General features: G+C 72.6%; 16 protein-coding genes. 6 read left to right on the top strand and 10 right to left on the bottom strand.

What is annotated here, in order from left to right:
• Positions 1-42: 42 nt before the first annotated feature.
• On the bottom strand, positions 43-1,326 hold the full coding sequence (locus ACZ407_RS07145; RefSeq protein ID WP_468126206.1) for a geranylgeranyl reductase family protein: 1,284 nt from the start codon (positions 1,324-1,326) through the stop codon (positions 43-45).
• Positions 1,327-1,424: 98 nt separating this feature from the next.
• On the opposite strand from ACZ407_RS07145, the gene ACZ407_RS07140 reads away from it, so the two are divergent.
• Positions 1,425-1,937 carry a GNAT family N-acetyltransferase gene (locus ACZ407_RS07140; RefSeq protein WP_468126205.1) on the top strand — a complete coding sequence of 171 codons (513 nt, stop codon included), beginning with the start codon at positions 1,425-1,427 and terminating at the stop codon, positions 1,935-1,937.
• 11 nt (positions 1,938-1,948) lie between these two features.
• Here the strand turns inward: ACZ407_RS07140 and ACZ407_RS07135 are convergent, their stop codons facing one another.
• Positions 1,949-2,860 carry a glutaminase gene (locus tag ACZ407_RS07135; RefSeq protein WP_468126204.1) on the bottom strand — a complete coding sequence of 304 codons (912 nt, stop codon included), beginning with the start codon at positions 2,858-2,860 and terminating at the stop codon, positions 1,949-1,951.
• A 14-nt stretch (positions 2,861-2,874) separates the two neighbouring features.
• The gene (locus ACZ407_RS07130; RefSeq protein ID WP_468126202.1) at positions 2,875-3,591 is read right to left on the bottom strand and encodes a demethylmenaquinone methyltransferase; all 717 of its coding nucleotides are present in this window, start codon (positions 3,589-3,591) and stop codon (positions 2,875-2,877) included.
• A gap of 219 nt (positions 3,592-3,810) precedes the next feature.
• Here ACZ407_RS07130 and ACZ407_RS07125 point away from each other — a divergent pair, with 219 nt between their 5' ends.
• Positions 3,811-4,209, top strand: coding sequence for a hypothetical protein (locus ACZ407_RS07125; protein WP_468126200.1), 399 nt, complete (start codon positions 3,811-3,813; stop codon positions 4,207-4,209).
• 113 nt (positions 4,210-4,322) lie between these two features.
• Entirely contained in the window at positions 4,323-4,682 is a 360-nt protein-coding gene (locus tag ACZ407_RS07120; RefSeq protein WP_468126199.1) for a response regulator transcription factor, read from the top strand.
• Here ACZ407_RS07120 and ACZ407_RS07115 read toward each other — a convergent pair.
• From ACZ407_RS07115 to ACZ407_RS07105, 3 genes are all read right to left on the bottom strand, one after another.
• Positions 4,648-5,295 (bottom strand): imidazolonepropionase-like domain-containing protein, encoded by a 648-nt coding sequence (locus ACZ407_RS07115; protein ID WP_468126198.1) that lies wholly within the window; start codon positions 5,293-5,295, stop codon positions 4,648-4,650. The two genes, ACZ407_RS07120 and ACZ407_RS07115, sit on opposite strands and share 35 nt — an antisense overlap.
• Before the next feature lie 7 nt (positions 5,296-5,302).
• Positions 5,303-6,502, bottom strand: a complete 1,200-nt coding sequence (mqnC, locus tag ACZ407_RS07110; protein WP_468126196.1) for a cyclic dehypoxanthinyl futalosine synthase — start codon at positions 6,500-6,502, stop codon at positions 5,303-5,305.
• Between the two features lie 97 nt (positions 6,503-6,599).
• Positions 6,600-8,387: a serine/threonine-protein kinase gene (locus ACZ407_RS07105; protein ID WP_468126558.1), complete on the bottom strand. Its 1,788-nt coding sequence runs from the start codon at positions 8,385-8,387 to the stop codon at positions 6,600-6,602.
• Between the two features lie 109 nt (positions 8,388-8,496).
• Between ACZ407_RS07105 and ACZ407_RS07100 the strand changes: the two genes are divergently transcribed.
• Complete coding sequence (locus tag ACZ407_RS07100) at positions 8,497-9,660, top strand: alpha/beta hydrolase (RefSeq protein ID WP_468126195.1); 1,164 nt, start codon at positions 8,497-8,499, stop codon at positions 9,658-9,660.
• Here ACZ407_RS07100 and ACZ407_RS07095 read toward each other — a convergent pair.
• Entirely contained in the window at positions 9,635-10,483 is an 849-nt protein-coding gene (locus ACZ407_RS07095; RefSeq protein WP_468126194.1) for a menaquinone biosynthetic enzyme MqnA/MqnD family protein, read from the bottom strand. The two genes, ACZ407_RS07100 and ACZ407_RS07095, sit on opposite strands and share 26 nt — an antisense overlap.
• Before the next feature lie 236 nt (positions 10,484-10,719).
• Between ACZ407_RS07095 and ACZ407_RS07090 the strand changes: the two genes are divergently transcribed.
• Positions 10,720-10,923 carry a cold-shock protein gene (locus ACZ407_RS07090; RefSeq protein ID WP_019707740.1) on the top strand — a complete coding sequence of 68 codons (204 nt, stop codon included), beginning with the start codon at positions 10,720-10,722 and terminating at the stop codon, positions 10,921-10,923.
• Positions 10,924-11,163: 240 nt separating this feature from the next.
• On the opposite strand, the gene ACZ407_RS07085 is transcribed toward ACZ407_RS07090, so the two are convergent.
• The 3 genes from ACZ407_RS07085 to ACZ407_RS07075 form a co-directional block, all read right to left on the bottom strand.
• Positions 11,164-12,813 (bottom strand): lytic transglycosylase domain-containing protein, encoded by a 1,650-nt coding sequence (locus ACZ407_RS07085; protein ID WP_468126193.1) that lies wholly within the window; start codon positions 12,811-12,813, stop codon positions 11,164-11,166.
• A 279-nt stretch (positions 12,814-13,092) separates the two neighbouring features.
• On the bottom strand, positions 13,093-14,343 hold the full coding sequence (locus ACZ407_RS07080) for an FG-GAP-like repeat-containing protein (RefSeq protein ID WP_468126192.1): 1,251 nt from the start codon (positions 14,341-14,343) through the stop codon (positions 13,093-13,095).
• A gap of 26 nt (positions 14,344-14,369) precedes the next feature.
• Positions 14,370-15,614 carry an FG-GAP-like repeat-containing protein gene (locus tag ACZ407_RS07075; RefSeq protein ID WP_468126190.1) on the bottom strand — a complete coding sequence of 415 codons (1,245 nt, stop codon included), beginning with the start codon at positions 15,612-15,614 and terminating at the stop codon, positions 14,370-14,372.
• A gap of 230 nt (positions 15,615-15,844) precedes the next feature.
• Between ACZ407_RS07075 and ACZ407_RS07070 the strand changes: the two genes are divergently transcribed.
• Complete coding sequence (locus ACZ407_RS07070) at positions 15,845-16,216, top strand: hypothetical protein (RefSeq protein ID WP_468126188.1); 372 nt, start codon at positions 15,845-15,847, stop codon at positions 16,214-16,216.
• Positions 16,217-16,385: the final 169 nt, after the last annotated feature.

The raw sequence follows: 16,385 nt of genomic DNA, 5'->3' as shown, positions 1-16,385 counted from the left end.
CTGCGGGGCCTTCTCCCCACCCCGCCCCTTCCCGAGCCGGGGTCAGGCCTTGGGGGCCGCCTTGCTGAGGCCGTTGATGATGCGGTCCATCGCATCGCCACCCGTCGGATCCGTCAGGTTGGCCAGCATCTTCAGCGTGAACTTCATCAGGACGGGGTGCGTCAGACCGCGCTGGGCGGCGATCTTCATGACCTTCGGGTTGCCGATGAGCTTCACGAAGGCGCGGCCCAGCGTGTAGTAGCCGCCGTAGGTCTCCTTGAGGACCTTCGGGTAGCTGTGCAGGGCGAGTTCGCGCTGGGCCGGGGTGGCCCGGGCGTGGGCCTGGACGATGACGTCGGCCGCGATCTGGCCGGACTCCATCGCGTAGGCGATGCCCTCGCCGTTGAACGGGTTGACGAGCCCGCCCGCGTCGCCGACCAGCAGCAGGCCCTTGGTGTAGTGCGGCTGCCGGTTGAAGGCCATCGGCAGGGCCGCGCCGCGGATCGGCTGGGTCATGTTCTCGGGGGTGTAGCCCCAGTCCTCGGGCATGGACGCGCACCAGGCCTTCAGCACCTCGCGCCAGTCCAGCTCGCGGAAGGCGGAGGAGGAGTTCAGGATGCCCAGGCCCACGTTGGAGGTGCCGTCGCCCATGCCGAAGATCCAGCCGTAGCCGGGCAGCAGCCGGTCCTGCGGGCCGCGCCGGTCCCACAGCTCCAGCCAGGACTCCAGGTAGTCGTCGTCGTGCCGCGGGGACTCGAAGTACGTGCGGACGGCCACGCCCATCGGCCGGTCCTCGCGCCGGTGCAGGCCCATCGCCAGGGACAGCCGGGAGGAGTTGCCGTCGGCCGCGACCACCAGCGGGGCGTGGAAGGTGACGGCCTTCTTCTCGTCGCCGAGCTTGGCGTGCACGCCGGTGATGTGCCCGGTGCGCTCGTCGCGGATCGGCTCGCCGACGTTGCAGCGCTCGTACAGCCGGGCCCCGGCCTTCTGCGCCTGCCGGGCGAGCTGCTCGTCGAAGTCGTCGCGCTTGCGGACGAGTCCGTAGTCCGGGAACGAGGCGAGTTCCGGCCAGTCCAGCTGGAGGCGCACCCCGCCGCCGATGATCCGCAGGCCCTTGTTGCGCAGCCAGCCGGCCTCTTCGGAGATGTCGATGCCCATCGCCACGAGCTGCTTGGTGGCGCGCGGGGTCAGGCCGTCGCCGCACACCTTCTCGCGCGGGAAGGCCGTCTTCTCCAGCAGCAGGACGTCGAGTCCGGCCTTGGCGAGGTAGTACGCCGTGGTCGAGCCGGCGGGCCCGGCTCCGACGACGATCACATCCGCGGTGTGTTCGGAGAGGAGCTCGGTCACTGCGGGATCTCCCGGAGGCTCAAGAGGGGGTGCCTAATGCACAGGACATGGGCAGTCTATGCAGCGATGAGTGATCACGATCCCGAAGGGCTGTACCGATGAGCGAGCAGTACCCCACCGTCGTGCTCCGCGTCCCGACCGAGGAGGACGCGTACGTCTGGCACCGGATCTTCGCCGATCCCGACGTCATGGAGTTCCAGGGCGGGGCGCCCGCCGAGGTGTCGGTCTACGAGGAGTTCAGCGCGCGCCAGCGCATGCACGACGCGCAACTGGGTGTCTGCTTCTGGACCCTGCTCGACGAGGAGGGCGAGGTCATCGGGTTCACGGGGGCGCAGCCCTGGCCGCTCGACTGGGGTCCCGTGGGCGAGATCGAGATCGGCTGGCGGCTGGCCCGCCCGTACTGGGGCAAGGGGTACGCGGCGGCCGCGGCCCGCGAGACCCTGGAGCGGGTGCGGGCGGCCGGGATACCGAGAGTGGTGGCGATGGTGGACGAGCGCAACGCCCGTTCCATCGCGGTGGCCGAGCGGCTGGGGATGGAGTTGGCGGAGTCCTTCACCACGGCCTCCGGCACGAAGGGCCGCCGCTACGCGCTCTCCCTCGCGCAGCCGTAGCCCCGCCGCGCTCAGAAGACCGACAGGCCGGTCAGCGTGGTGAAGCGGTCGAGGGCCGCCACCCCCGCCACCGAGTTGCCGCGCTCGTCGAGTCCGGGGCTCCACACGCACAGCGTGCAGCGTCCGGGCACGACGGCCACGATCCCGCCGCCGACCCCGCTCTTGCCCGGCAGGCCCACCCGGTACGCGAAGTCCCCGGCCGCGTCGTACGTGCCGCAGGTCAGCATCACCGCGTTGACCTGCTTGGCCTCGCTGCGGCTGAGCAGCCGGGAGCCGTCCGCGAGCAGGCCGTGGCGGGCCAGGAAGCGGGCGGCCAGGGCGAGGTCGGCGCAGCTGGTCTCGATCGAGCACTGCCAGAAGTAGTGGTCGAGGAGGGCGGGCACCGGGCCGGTGATGTTGCCGTAGGAGGCCATGAAGTGGGCGAGGGCGGCGTTGCGGTCGCCGTGCGCGGCCTCGGACTGCGCCACCTCCGTGTTGAAGGCGAGGTCCGGGTTGCCGCTCTCGCGCCGCAGGAACTCCAGGAGTTCGCTGCTCGCGTCCCCGGTCCAGGCCTGGAGCCGGTCGGTGACCACGAGGGCGCCCGCGTTGATGAACGGGTTGCGCGGGATGCCGTTCTCGTACTCCAGCTGCACCAGGGAGTTGAACGGGTTGCCGGAGGGCTCCCGGCCCACCCGCTCCCAGATGCTGTCCCCGCCGTGGGCCAGCACCAGGGCCAGGGTGAACACCTTGGTGATGGACTGGGCGGAGAACGGCACCCGCCAGTCCCCCACCCCGTGGACGTTGCCTTCGAGGTCGGCGACGGCCATGCCGAACCGGCCGGGGTCCACCCCGGCGAGCGCCGGGATGTACTCGGCCGGGGTGCCGGTGCCCACCAGCGGGGCGACGTCCTCGGCGATGCGTTCCAGTACGGCCTGGTAGTCCACGTGCGTACGGGTCCCTACGCGGCGGGGACGGCCGGGCCGGCGGGCTTGACCCCGCGGTGCAGGGCGACGATGCCGCCGGTCAGGTTGCGCCAGGCGACGCGCTGCCAGCCGGCCTTCTGCAGCAGTCCGGCGAGCTCCGGCTGGGCCGGCCACGCGCGGATGGACTCGGCGAGGTAGACGTACGCGTCGGGGTTGGAGGACACGGCCCGCGCCACCGGCGGCAGGGCGCGCATCAGGTACTCGGTGTAGACGGTCCGGAAGGGGGCCCGGACCGGCTGCGAGAACTCGCAGATGACGACCTGGCCGCCGGGCTTGGTCACCCGGTACAGCTCGCGCAGGGCGCTGTCGGTGTCCTGGACGTTGCGCAGGCCGAAGGAGATCGTGACGGTGTCGAAGACCCCGTCCTTGAACGGCAGCTTCGTGGCGTCCCCGGCGGTCAGCGGCAGGTGCGGGTTGCGCCGCTTGCCCTCGCGGAGCATGCCGAGGGAGAAGTCGCAGGGGACGACGTACGCGCCGGTCGCGGCGAAGGGCAGCGAGGAGGTCGCGGTGCCCGCAGCCAGGTCGAGGACCTTGTGCCCGGGGCGGGCGGCCACGGCCTTGGCGACCTCCTTGCGCCACAGCCGGGCCTGGCCCAGCGACAGCACGTCGTTGGTGAGGTCGTAGTTGGCCGCGACTCCGTCGAACATGGAGGCGACCTCGTGCGGCTGCTTGTCCAGGGTGGCCCGGGTCACTGGCGTTCGCCTCGCAGGTGTCGGGTGCGGCGGTGCGCCCGCGGCGCGGGCCGGCCGCACGTCGCGGTGGATTCCGCCCCCATTCTGGCAGGCCGTCCCGGCCCGTCCCGGAGGCGGTGGCCCCCGGCGCCGCACACTGGCCCGAAGGACAGTGGCGTGACGGGTGGTGCCGGTGTTCCACTCATCGGCGGCCCGATTCCCCACGGAAAGGCACGCGTGATGAACAGAACGTGTCTGCGCGCACTCGCCGCCGGTCTGGCACTGGCCGCCGCACTCGCCACGGGCACCGGAACCGCGGCGGCGGCCGTGGACAAGGACGGCATCCTCGACCCCGGCGAGTTCGGGCTGTTCTGCCTCCAGAACCAGGGCGGGGCGGTCTTCGACCTGTACACCGCGGACGCCAACTTCAAGGACAACTACTTCAAGGGCTCGCTGGCGTGCGCCCAGCACACCACGAACGACTACACGGAGTCCTACCTGAACCGGGACACCGCCGAGTGGTCGGTGTACACCGAGGCCTACCGGGGCGGGTACGTGGGCTACCTCCCGGCCGGCTACCGCGGCAACGCCAGCACCCTGTACCGGAACACGATCAGCTCGTCCTACCTGGAGTACTGAGGCCCGGGGTAGCCTGCCTGCCGGCCGGACGGCCGTCTCCGGCCGGCTCCGGCCGGACGATTCCGCGGACCCGGGGGGTTTGGATGGAGCGTCCCTGCTTACCGTGCGCGTGGGTGCCGGGCGCCCTCGACGCCGAGCGGCTGCACCGGGCCCTGGCCCGGATACCCCGGCTCACCGACCAGGAGCTGTCGGTGTTCCGCTGCCTGCCGACCGGTCCGACCAACGCCCAGTTGGCCGCACACCTCCACCTGACGGTCCGCACCGCGAAGTTCCACGTGGCGAACATCCGCGCCAAGCTGGGCGGGGTCTCCCGGCTCCAGGCCTGCCTGCTCGCCGTGCACCACACGGCGGTGCCCGCGGCGGACGGTCCGGGCCCGGGCGGGCGGGCCGGCGGGGCCGCGGGGCCGGGAGCCGGCTCCTGCGGCGGTGCAGCGGGGGTCAGCGCCTGCGGTAGAGCAGCCGCCCCGCGATGACGGTGGCCACGCAGGTCCCGGCGCCCTGCTCCTTCAAGGCCTGCTCGTCCGGCACGTCGAAGACGGCGAAGTCGGCGCGCCCGCCCGCCTCCAGCGGACGGGCCACCGTGTCGGCGAGGCTGCCGCCGGCCACGAAGGGGTCGAGGGAGGGGCCCTCCACGAGTATCCCGGGGGCCCCGACCACGGAGGCGGCCTCCATCCCCGAGCGGGCCACCGGCGTGGAGAGCAGCTCGTCCCCGGCGGTGACGGCCACCGCGGTGGTGCCGTACCGGAGCATCTGCTGGAGGCCCCGGCGGACGCTGCCCGACCAGCGGGCGGGGTTCAGGTCCAGGGTGTCCAGGGTGTCCCCGAACAGCGGCTCGGTGCCCAGGAGGTCGGCCTCCCGCGGGTCCGGGTGGTAGCAGCGCTTCAGCAGGAAGACGGCGTGCCACTGGCGCAGGCCGGGGGTGAGCACCCCGGGCCAGGAGCGGACCCGGGCCTCGGGCCGTACGGACTCCAGTTCGGCGCGCGGGCCGATCGCGGCGATCCGGTCGTGCTCGACGAGCACCGCCCCGTCCGGCACCGGCGCGGATCCGACCGGCAGCAGCAGCGGGGCGGTGTGCAGCGTCAGCACGGCGGGCTCAGCGGGCGTCGAGGAGCTTGAGCTCCGGGTGCGCGGTGCCGCCCTCGATCGCGATCGAGGAGATGTGCGAGACCACCCGCTCGTCGACCGGGTCCTCGGCCGGGTCGGTGTGCACGACCAGGTGCTCGTACGTGGTGGCGCGCTGGGCCGGGACGCGGTCCGCCTTGCGGATCAGGTCCATGATCTCCTGGCGGTTCGAGCGGTGCTTGGCACCGGCCGAGGAGACCACGTTCTCCTCCAGCATGATCGAGCCCAGGTCGTCGGCGCCGTAGTGCAGGGAGAGCTGGCCGGCCTCCTTGCCGACGGTCAGCCAGGAGCCCTGGATGTGCGCGACGTTGTCGAAGAACAGGCGGGCGATGGCGATCGTCCGCAGGTACTCGAAGATCGTCGCCTGGGTGCGGCCCTTGAGGTGGTTGTTCTCGGGCTGGTAGGTGTACGGGATGAAGGCCCGGAAGCCCCCGGTCCGGTCCTGCACCTCGCGGATCATCCGCATGTGCTCGATCCGCTCGGCGTTGGTCTCGCCGGTGCCCATGAGCATGGTGGAGGTGGACTCCACGCCCAGGCCGTGGGCGAGCTCCATGATCTCCAGCCAGCGCTCGCCGGACTCCTTGAGCGGGGCGATGGCCTTGCGCGGCCGCGCCGGGAGCAGCTCGGCGCCGGCGCCCGCGAAGGAGTCCAGGCCGGCGGCGTGGATCCGGCGGATCGCCTCCTCGGCGCTCACCCCGGAGATGCGGGCCATGTGCTCGACCTCGGAGGCCCCGAGGGAGTGGATGACCAGCTGGGGGAACTCCTTCTTGATGGCGGCGAAGTGCTCCTCGTAGTACTCGACGCCGAAGTCGGGGTGGTGGCCACCCTGGAACATGATCTGGGTGCCGCCCAGCTCCACGGTCTCCGCGCAGCGGCGCAGGATGTCGTCGAGGTCGCGGGTCCAGCCCTTCTTGGTGTCCTTGGGGGCCGCGTAGAAGGCGCAGAACTTGCACGCCGTCACGCAGACGTTCGTGTAGTTGATGTTCCGCTCGATGATGTACGTGGCGATGTGCTCGGTGCCCGCGTACCGGAGGCGGCGCGCGGCGTCCGCGGCGGAGCCCAGGGCGTGCAGCGGGGCGTGCCGGTAGAGGTCGAGGGCCTCCTCCGCGGAGATCCGGCCCCCTCCGGCCGCGCGGTCGAGAACAGACTGGAGAGCGGCCTGGTCGGTCACCGGTGCGTCACCTTTCGGCGGGGTCGTGATGTGCGGAATGGACCACAAAGGGGGCGCAGCCCCCGAGCCAGCCTACGCCAGCGCCCCGGCCGGGCCGTCAGCGGCTGCGGCTGAGGTCGCCCACCGGCTTTCCGGCGGCCTGGTCGGCGGACACGTAGTGCAGGGTGCCGTCCGGCTTGAGGGTGAAGGTTTCCTCGGGGCTGCCGTCGGCGCAGATGCCGGGGTGCGGGTTGGCGCCCGTACGCCTGCTGTCGAGCACGATCTCGGTGTCCGTGGCCGACACCAGCTTCCACTGCCCGCTGCAGTCGGCGTTCAGGACGTCGAGCACCGCGCGGTCCTTGCCCACGACCTGCCCGACCCGGCCGCCGGTGATGGCGATCTCCATCTCGCTGGACACGTTCAGGTTCGCGGTGGTGATGGTGCCCTTCCAGGTGCCCTGGAAGGCCTTCGGCACGTCCTGGCGGGTCCCCTTGGGGCCGGGGTCGGAGGTGTCGCCGGAGCCGGAGGCGGAGGGCCGCGGGCTGGGTGCGCTCGCCCCGGGCGGGGGCGTGCTGCTCTGCTTGCCCCCGTCGGCCAGGGCCGAGCCGCGGTCGCGGCCGGGCCACAGGCCGGTGGCGTAGAGCCCGCCGGCGGTGACGGCGGCGAGCGCAGCGGCCACGGCGAGGGCCACGGTGCAGCTGACCCGGCGGCCTGCGGTCGCGGTCACGGCGAGCCGGCTGCCGGTGGCCGTGTCCGCACCGGCCACGGCGGCGCCCGCAGCGGCGCCGCCCGGGCCGGTCGCGGGGTGGCCGGCCAGGGCCCCGGCGGTGTCCGGACCGTAGGGCTGCCCGGTGGCGGAGCCGTACGGCTGCCCCGGCCGGGCCTGCCCGTGCTGCCCGTAGGAAGGATCGGGCGGGCCGAAACCGCCGCCGGTGCCGCCCGGGCCCCCGCCCGGGACCCCGTACGAGGAGCCCGCCGGGGGCGCGGGGCTCTCGGCCGGGGCCCGGTCCGGCTCCAGGTCGAGCAGCCGCACCGCGGCCTTGGAGATGCCCGCGACCAGCGGGGCGGGCAGCCAGCCCGGCTCGATGAGCGAGGCCGCGCCCCCGGGGGCCAGGGCCGCGGAGAGCTCGCCGGGGGCGGGCCGGTCGGCCGGGTTCTTGGCCAGGCAGGACAGCAGCAGGGCGCGCAGGTCCCCGGTCAGGGCGGGGGCGAGGTGCGGCTCCTCGTGGACCACCTTGTAGAGGAGGGTGGCCGAGTTGTCCCCGGTGAACGGGGGCTGCCCGGTCGCGGCGAACACCAGGACCGCGCCCAGGGAGAACACGTCGGCGGCCGCGGTGGTGCCCTTGCCGAGGATCTGCTCGGGGGCCATGTAGCCGGGCGAGCCCACCGAGACCCCCGTGGACGTCAGCGAGGCCGTGCCATCGGTGGCCCGGGCGATCCCGAAGTCGATCAGCCGGGGCCCGTCCAGGGTGAGCATCACGTTCGAGGGCTTCACGTCCCGGTGCACCAGCCCCAGGGCGTGCACGGCCGCCAGGGCCTCGGCGAGCCCGCACCCGATCGCCCGTACGGATGATTCGGGCAGCGGCCCGTGCCCGGCCAGCGCCCGGTCCAGGGAGGTGCCCGCGACGAAGCCGGTGGCCACCCACGGCACCGCCGCCTCGGGATCGGCGTCCAGCACCGGCGCCGTCCACTGCCCGCCGACCCGGCGGGCGGCCGCGACCTCGCGGCGGAAGCGGGCCCGGAACTCCTGGTCCTGCGCGAAGTGCGGGTGCACCGTCTTCACGGCAACGGTCCGGCCGCCGGCGCTGCGGCCCAGGAACACCGCTCCCATGCCCCCGGCGCCGAGCCGGCCGAGCAGCCGGTACGCCCCGATGGTGCGCGGGTCTCCCGCTTCGAGCGGCTGCATCGTGCCCCCTGTGTCGTCTTCCGTGAACGCCGTCCGGCCCCCGTCCCGGGGCAGCACCCTAGTCCTGCCGGTGGCGCGGCGGCGGCGGATCCGTGCAACGGTGATCCACATGAAGCACCGCACCACCCCTGCACACCGCACGTCCCGCATATCCGCGCGCCCGGCGGCCCGTACCGCGCTGGCCGCCTCGGTCCTCGGCGCCCTGCTGGCCGGCTGCTCCGGCTCCGGCGCCCCGGTCAGTTTCGACGCCCCGCACGCCGTGGCCACCGATGCCCGGTCCGCCTCGGCTGCCGGCACCGGCACCGGCAGCCCGCAGTCCGAGGCGGAGCGGCTGACCCGGCTGCCCACCGGACCGAAGGCGCGCTTCACCCAGGAGAGCACCCTCGAAGACGGCACGGCGATCGCCGTGACCACTCTGGCGGGCCCGAAGTCGGGGTTCACGGGGAAGGTGTGGGTGTGGGCGCCGAAGCAGTACTTCGAGCCCCGGTACGCGAAGAGCGGGTTCCCGGTGCTGATCGCCCTGCCCGGCGGGCACGGCTACCCCAAGAACTACTGGATCGGCGCCGGGCTCAAGCTCCAGAGCAGCATCGCGCGCTGGTCCCAGGAGGGCACGAGCCTGCCCTTCCTGGTGGTGATGCCGGTGCTGAACCCGGACGGCAAGTACTTCTACGACGGCAGCGACATCCCCGGGCAGCCCCGGATGGGCACCTGGCTGGCGGAGGACGTGCCCGACTTCGTCCGCGCCAATTTCCGCACCTTCCGCTCCCGGGACGGCTGGGCGTTCATGGGCTCCTCCTCGGGCGGATTCGTCGGCCTGAAGACGGTGCTGAAGTACCCGGACCAATTCAAGGCGGTGATCGCCTCGGGTCCGGATCTGGTTCCGGACTCGCCGTTGTGGAAGGGGTACGAGGAGGAGCAGGCGCAGGACAATCCGGCGGAGCTCGCCGCACAGCTGATCGACCGCGGCGGGCCGGACGTCTATCTCGCGTTCCAGATCGGATCCACGGAAAGCGGGATGCGGAATCTCCGGGAATTCATCGGGAATTTCGGCAGGGGTCCGGTGAAAACACGCCTCCAGGTCATCCCGGGGGGCAGCCACAACGCGAAGACGTACATCCGGGGCATGGGCGAGGGCACCATGCAGTGGGTCAGCGAGCAGCTCCAGCCGCCGGTGGCCGATCCCGGCACCGAGCCATCCGGCCCCTCCTGGGCGGTCACCGGCGGGGTGACCCCGTCGGCCGAGGGGCCTACGGCGCCAGCATCTCGACCCTGACGTCCGCCGGGAAGCCCGTCGTGTCCCCGGTCCGGCGGGCGAACTCGCGGACCCCGGCGAGCTGGTCCGGGCCGAAGCGGAAGTCGAGGGTGCGGAAGTAGCGCTCCAGCAGACCGGCGTCGAAGGCCTCCCAGCGGGCCGCCTGCTCGGCCACCTTGGCGACCTCTTCGAGGGAGAGGTCGCGGGAGGCGAGGAAGGCCTCGTGCACCTTGGCGACGAGCCCGGGCTCGCGGGCGAGGTAGTCCTTGCGGGCGGCCCAGACGGCGAAGACGAAGGGCAGTCCGGTCCACTCCTTCCACATGAGCCCCAGGTCGTGGACCTCCAGGCCGAGGCGGGGGGCATCGTGGAGGGAGGCCCGCAGGGCCGCGTCGCCGATCAGCACGGCGGCGTCGGCCTCCTGCATCATCAGCCCGAGGTCGGGCGGGCAGGTGAAGTAGTCGGGGGTCACCCCGTACCGCTCGGCAAGGAGCAGCCGCGCCAGCCGTACGGACGTACGAGAGGTGGAGCCGAGGGCGACGCGGGCCCGGTCCAGGTCCTCCAGGGGCCGCTGGGAGACGATCACGCAGGACATGACCGGGCCGTCGCAGCCCACCGCGATGTCGGGGAAGGCCACCAGGTCGTCTGCGTTGCGCAGGAACTCCACGAGGGTGACCGGCCCCATGTCCAGCTCCCCCGCGATGAGCCGCTCGCTGAGCTTCTCGGGGGTGTCCTTGGTCAGCTCCAGGTCCAGCAGGGTGCCGGTACGGGCCAGGCCCCAGTAGAGCGGCAGGCAGTTCAGGAACTGAATGTGGCCGACCCGGGGCCGGCTGCGATTGGCGTCCACATCGCGAGACTAGCCCCCGGCCCGCCGTCAGCCTCGCCGAGGGTCTCAAACGTCCGAGTGACGTGATCTTTCCCTCTGGTCTCCTCTGCACTCTGCGTGCTAGGCTCGACGCAAGTTGCAGTTTGGTTTCCCTTGCAGTACAGAGCCTGCGGAGCATGTAACCCGCAGGCTTTTGTAGTTTTCAGACTTCTCAGCAGGTTCTGGAGCAGGGCAACCCTTTGGCCCAAGGAGGGCTTATGGCTACCGGAACCGTGAAGTGGTTCAACGCTGAAAAGGGCTTCGGCTTCATCGCCCAGGACGGCGGCGGCCCGGATGTCTTCGTCCACTACTCCGCGATCAACGCGTCTGGCTTCCGCTCCCTCGAGGAGAACCAGACCGTGAACTTCGACGTCACGCAGGGCCCGAAGGGTCCGCAGGCGGAGAACGTCACCCCGGTCTAAGTTGCCCGGGCCGACCGGATCGCGGTCGGAAACATCAGTACTTCAAGTGCAGTACCCAAGGAGCCCTGCCCCTTCCGCGCGAGCGGGGGGCGGGGCTCCTGCCTTTTGCGTGCGTTCCCTGCCTTTTGCGTGCGTTCCCGGCTTTTTGCGTGCGTTCCCGGCGCCCCGTCCCGCCCGTGCCTGAGCCCCGGCCGGGCGGGTCGCGCGCGGCAGGGGCTCAGGGGCCGGGACGGGCCGGCGTCAGGGCTTGACCGGCTCCGTGGTCGGGGTGGCGGGCGGCTCGGTGGTGGGCGCGTCCGGGGTGCCGGGCGGCTCGGTGACCGGCTTCTCCTTCACGACCAGGTCGAGGACGAGCTTCACGTTCTCCGGGGTGGTCAGCAGCAGCTGGTAGGTGCCGGGCCGGTCCGAGGCGAAGATCTCCGGGAGGGTGGTCTTCCCGTCGGCTCCGGTCGGGGCGAGGAGCAGCGTGCGCAGCTCCTTGCCGTCCTTGTCCTTGAAGAACGGTCCGGTCTCGGCCGGGACCCACCGGCCCTTCTCGTCCAGCCGGACCATGGTGGCCGTGACGGCGGTGCCGGCGACCGGCTTGCCCTTGGCCGTGGCCGCCAGCCGGATCCGCTCGGCGAAGGCGCCGCCGGCGACCGCCTCGACCGGGGTGTCCCCGATGCGGGCGACGGTGTCGGCCTTGGGCGCGGGGACCACCGGCTTCGGGGTCACGGTGCCCGCGAACTTCACCGTGAACTCGCGGGTGCCGTACAGGGTGGCCCGCAGGGTGAAGGAGCCCTGCTTCGCGCCGGCCTTCTCGCCGGCCTTGAGCACCGGGGCGGCCGCGGTGCCGGAGGCGTCGGTGCGGACCACCGCGTGCGTCTTGCCGGTGCCCGCGAAGACCGTGCCCGTGGTGTCGCCCTCGATCTCGAAGACGACGACCTCGCGGGGGGCCGCCTTGCCGTTGCTCAGCTTGGCCTTGACCTTGGGCACCGCCGTGAAGCTGCTGCCCGCCTGCGCCTTGAGCGTGCCCGCGCCGATCCGCTCCAGCCCGGAGACGGTGGCCGGCGGGACGACCGGCTTGTCCGGCTTGTGCGGCGGTACGACCGGGGGCCGCACGGGCGGGGTGACCGGCGGGTTCGGGGTCGGGACCGGACCGGGCGGCTGCGGCACCGGGTTCGGGACGGCCGGCGGGTTCGGGACCTGGGCGGCGCCCTGCTGGTACTGGCGCATCCAGCCGAGCACGGTGTTCACGTACTCGCGGGAGTTGTTGTAGCTCAGGACGGCCTTGTCGAGGGCCGCCGCCTGGGACAGGTCGCGGTCTCCGGCGCACAGGTACAGGCCCGCGCCGAGCGCCGCGTCGTAGATGTTGTTGGGGTTGCGCTGGCCGTCGCCGTTCCCGTCGGCGCCCCACTGGGCCCAGGTGGACGGGATGAACTGGAGCGGGCCCACCGCGCGGTCGTACTGGGTGTCCCCGTCCCACGCGCCCTTGTCGGTGTCGAGGATCTTCGCGAAGCCGTTGCCGTCGAGGCGGGGGCCGCGGATCGGCTTCTCGGTGGTGCCGTCGGCCTTGAGCCCGTAGCCGGAGGCGTGCACGGACTCCACCCGGCCGATGCCGGCGAGCAGCTGCCAGGGCAGGTGGCAGCCCGGGAGGGCCGCGGCCACCGAGCTGGCCGCCCGCTGGTACGCGTCGAGGGCGGTGCCGGGTATGCCGGTGGAGCCCTGCGGGGCGCCCTGCGGGGGCGGCGGGTCGGCGACGAGGTCGGGGAGGTCCAGGCGGGCGTTGCCGCGGTCCTGGGCCTGCGGGCTGTCGCCGGTGGGCTCCGACTCCCCGGCGCCGGCGGTGGGGGTGTTGCCCACGACGGCGGCGGTGGTCAGGCTGGCCGCGAGCGCAGCAGTGCACAGCACTTTGCGCGAAGTGCTGACAATGTGACGGTGAAGAGGCTTCACAGTGCGGCTTTCCCCCCAAGACGGACCAGGCCGGTCGGGCCGTGAGTATCCACTGTTTATCAGGTATTCGACGGCGACTCGCCGTCCCCCCGGGCAATGTGACGCCCAGTTTGCCTGCGGGGTCAATGACCCTTCGGGCAAGGCCGCTTGAGGGCGTCCGCAATGACCGGATTTGACGCGTATGCACCGGCGCCCGGGGCGGGCGCCGGTGCAGTGCCGGTGCAGCGCGGGTGAGCCTCAGAACAGGCGTACGTTCGCGGCCTGGTCGTACAGCATGTCGGCCCACGGGCCGCTGATGCCGCCCGTCCCGCTGCCGCGGTAGACGAACAGCTGGTAGTCGATCGGCCGCAGCACGTCGGAGTGCCCGTCGCCGTTCACGTCGCCCGTGGCGATGACCGGGTCGGAGGAGGGCCAGCCGTACGGCAGCTTCTTGCGGGCGCCGAACGCGCCGGCGCCGTTGCCCGGGTAGAGCCACAGCGCCCGGTTGGTGTCGCGTGCGAGCAGGTCCGACCGGCCGTCGCCGTTCATGTCCCCCGGCGAGGCCAGCTTGTTCATGGCGTTCCAGCCCGCGCCGACCTTCTTGCGGGTGCCGAACGCACCCTTGCCGTTGCCGGGGTACGTCCACAGCACGCCGGAGGTGTCGCGGGCCAGCAGGTCGCGGCGGCCGTCGCCGGTGAGGTCGCCGGCGGCGCTGATCTCGCGCATGGTGTTCCAGCCCGCGCCGATCTTCACGCGGGTGCCGAACGCCCCGGCTCCGTTGCCCGGGTAGAACCACAGGACGCCGTACTTGTCCCGGGCGAACAGGTCCTCGCGGCCGTCCCCGTTGTAGTCGCCGTGGCGGACCAGCTGGGTCATCGCGTTCCAGCCGCCGCCGACGAGCCGTCCCTTGGTGACGTGGTTCGCGTCCCCCGCGCCGGAGAGGAACCACAGCCGGCCGTCGTCCGCGCGCTCCAGCAGGTCGGGCCGCCGGTCGTTGTTCAGGTCGCCGAACTGGGCGGCCGCGGGCAGGCCGGCGGGCCGGCGCGCCTCGTCGGGCACGTACCAGTCCATGTACGGGACGCCCTGGAGCACCTCGTACTCGGTGGTGGCCACGCGGTAGGAGCTGATCTTGTTGTCGAAGACCCGGTCGAAGGAGCCGCTCAGGTCGATGGCGCCGTTGTGGGGCGAGACGATGAGGACGTCCGGGTCGGTGAGGTAGTTCGGCTTCGTGTAGAAGGTGGCCCACAGGCCGCTCTTGTTCACGATCGAGGAGATCTTGTCGTTCCAGTCGGCGGTGAGCGAGGGCGCGCTCGCCGACAGGGTCTTCATCGCGCCCTGGAAGTTCGGGTACTGGAAGACGCAGAGCTTGCCGGCCGGGCAGCGGTCCGAGGGATCGGCCGCCGAGGCCGCGGGGGCGGTGGTGACGAGGGTGGCCAGGGAGGCGGTCACGGCGACCGCGGCACCCAGCGCGCGCCGGGCGAGGGCGCGGGGGCGGAAGGTTGCGGGCATGAAGCGGGCTCCTGTGCGGGAGGGGATCAGAAGACGAAGTGGGCGTCGTGCGCGGACGCCAGGAGGGCCGGGGCCTTCAGGGCGCCGCCGGCGGCCCCGGGGTAGACCCGCAGGTTGTTCTCCTTGGGGTCGTGCGCCACGAGGTCGGGGCGGCCGTCGCCGGTGACGTCGCCGGCGCCCGTGAGCTCCTGCAGGCCGTTCCAGCCGGCGCTGCCGATCAGCTTGCGGGCGGCGAAGGCGCCCTTGCCGTTGCCGGGGTAGAGCCACAGGCGGCCGGAGGTGTCCCGGGCGACCAGGTCGGAGCGGTGGTCGGCGTTCATGTCGCCGGCGCCGACGAGCTCGTTCACGACCTGCCAGCCGGCGCCCACCTTGATGCGGCTGCCGAAGGCGCCGGTGCCCTTGCCGGGGTACGTCCACAGCACGCCGGAGGTGTCCCGGGCCAGCAGGTCGGCCCGGCCGTCGCCGGTCAGGTCGCCCGCGGCGGCGAGGTCCGCCATGGTGTTCCAGCCCGCCCCGATCTTCACGCGGGTGCCGAAGCCGCCCTTGCCGTTGCCGGGGTAGAACCACAGCACGCCGGAGGAGTCGCGGGCGTAGAGGTCCTCCTTCGCGTCCCCGTCGGCGTCGCCGTGCCGGGTCAGCTTCGTCATGGCGTTCCAGCCGGCGCCGACGAGCAGGCCCTCCTTGGTGCCGCTCTTGTACGCGTGGCCGCTCCAGAGCCGGCCCCACTTGTTGCGGGCGGCCAGGTCGGACCAGCCGTCGCCGTTCAGGTCGCCGAAGCGGGCCTCGGCCGGCAGGGCGTCGGGGCGCTTCGCGACCGGGGCGTCCCACAGGACGAGCGGGTAGCGGCTTTCGGAGCCGCAGAACCAGTCGGACTCGGGGCCCAGGTCGAAGGAGCTGACCGTGTTGTCGAACTCGGGCGAGGAGGTCTCGTCGAAGGACCTCTGGCTTGGGTAGAAGTGGGTGGCCTTCAGCGGGTCGCCGAGGCCGGGCTCCTGGTGGAAGCACACCGGGTCGTCCGTGTAGTTGGCGAAGGAGCTGATCCGGTTGTCCCAGGACCCGAGGGTGAGCCGGCCGCTCTTGACCACGAGCATGTCGCCCTGGCCGACCGGGCCGGTGAAGAGGCAGAGGCTGCCGTAGGGGCAGCGGTCGTAGCCGCTCGCGGCCTGGGCGGGCGCACTGAGCGCCCCGGCGGCCAGACCGGCGGTGGCGAGGACCGTCAGCGCACGGCGGACGGCACGCGGCTTGCGCCGGAAGGAAGAAGACGGACGCACTGGCTCCCCCATGGATGTGCGCGAATGCGGGTGGCGCAAGGTGCGGATGGGCACGCACGATGCGGAGCTGCTCGCAGGATGCTGCCGAGCATCGAATGATGGCCGGATCATAACGACAGGGCCGGCGGGTTCGTGCGCCGGGCCGCCCTTGCGCGGGGCAGATGCGCACGTGCGGGTCCTGCGCACCCGAATGCGCGGCGGGCCGGGGGCCCTTGTGGGACCATCCCGTCATGTTCGAGTCCATAGCCGCGTCCGTGGCCCGGGGGCTGAGCACCGCCCTCGGCCGCGAGGTCGCGCTCACCCCTCTCGTCGCCCTGCGGGACCGCGAGACCCTTCCCCTCGACGTGACCGTGGACGGCGAACGGCTGCGGGCCTACGCCGTGGACACCGAGGAGCCGGTGATGCTGGCCTGGTGGATCGCGGACCGGGTCATCGACACCGTCCAGGAGTTCCTGTTCCGCGGGACCCCGTTCCCGCCCTGCCCCGGGCACGCGCACCCCGCCGTGGCCGAGGTCGCGGGCGAGCGGGTGCACCTGGGCTGCCCGCTGGACCGCACGGTGCCGCTGATCGTCCTGTACGACGGGACGGCCGCCGCGCACTGAGCGGGGGCCGGGCGGAGCCCGCTCGGAAGACGGCCGACGGCGGGGGGGGGGGGGGAGGGACCCGTCCCACCTCCGCCCGTTTCTCCCCCAGAGGGCCCGTGCGTCCCCCTTGTTCCCCACACCCCGAGTCCGAAGTAGGAAAACCACCTAAACACCCCTCCTCCCCCAA

Source organism: Streptomyces sp. NPDC030809 (genome assembly GCF_055572195.1).
Note: the sequence above shows the minus strand (reverse complement) of the source record. Positions and strands in the feature narration are given on the sequence as shown.

Coding starts and splice junctions, on each gene's coding strand:
- ACZ407_RS07140 (WP_468126205.1), top strand. CDS start 1,425: ATGAGCGAGCAGTACCCCACCGTCGTGCTCCGCGTCCCGACCGAGGAG.
- ACZ407_RS07125 (WP_468126200.1), top strand. CDS start 3,811: ATGAACAGAACGTGTCTGCGCGCACTCGCCGCCGGTCTGGCACTGGCC.
- ACZ407_RS07105 (WP_468126558.1), bottom strand. CDS start 8,387: ATGCAGCCGCTCGAAGCGGGAGACCCGCGCACCATCGGGGCGTACCGG.
- ACZ407_RS07100 (WP_468126195.1), top strand. CDS start 8,497: ATGAAGCACCGCACCACCCCTGCACACCGCACGTCCCGCATATCCGCG.
- ACZ407_RS07090 (WP_019707740.1), top strand. CDS start 10,720: ATGGCTACCGGAACCGTGAAGTGGTTCAACGCTGAAAAGGGCTTCGGC.
- ACZ407_RS07080 (WP_468126192.1), bottom strand. CDS start 14,343: ATGCCCGCAACCTTCCGCCCCCGCGCCCTCGCCCGGCGCGCGCTGGGT.
- ACZ407_RS07070 (WP_468126188.1), top strand. CDS start 15,845: ATGTTCGAGTCCATAGCCGCGTCCGTGGCCCGGGGGCTGAGCACCGCC.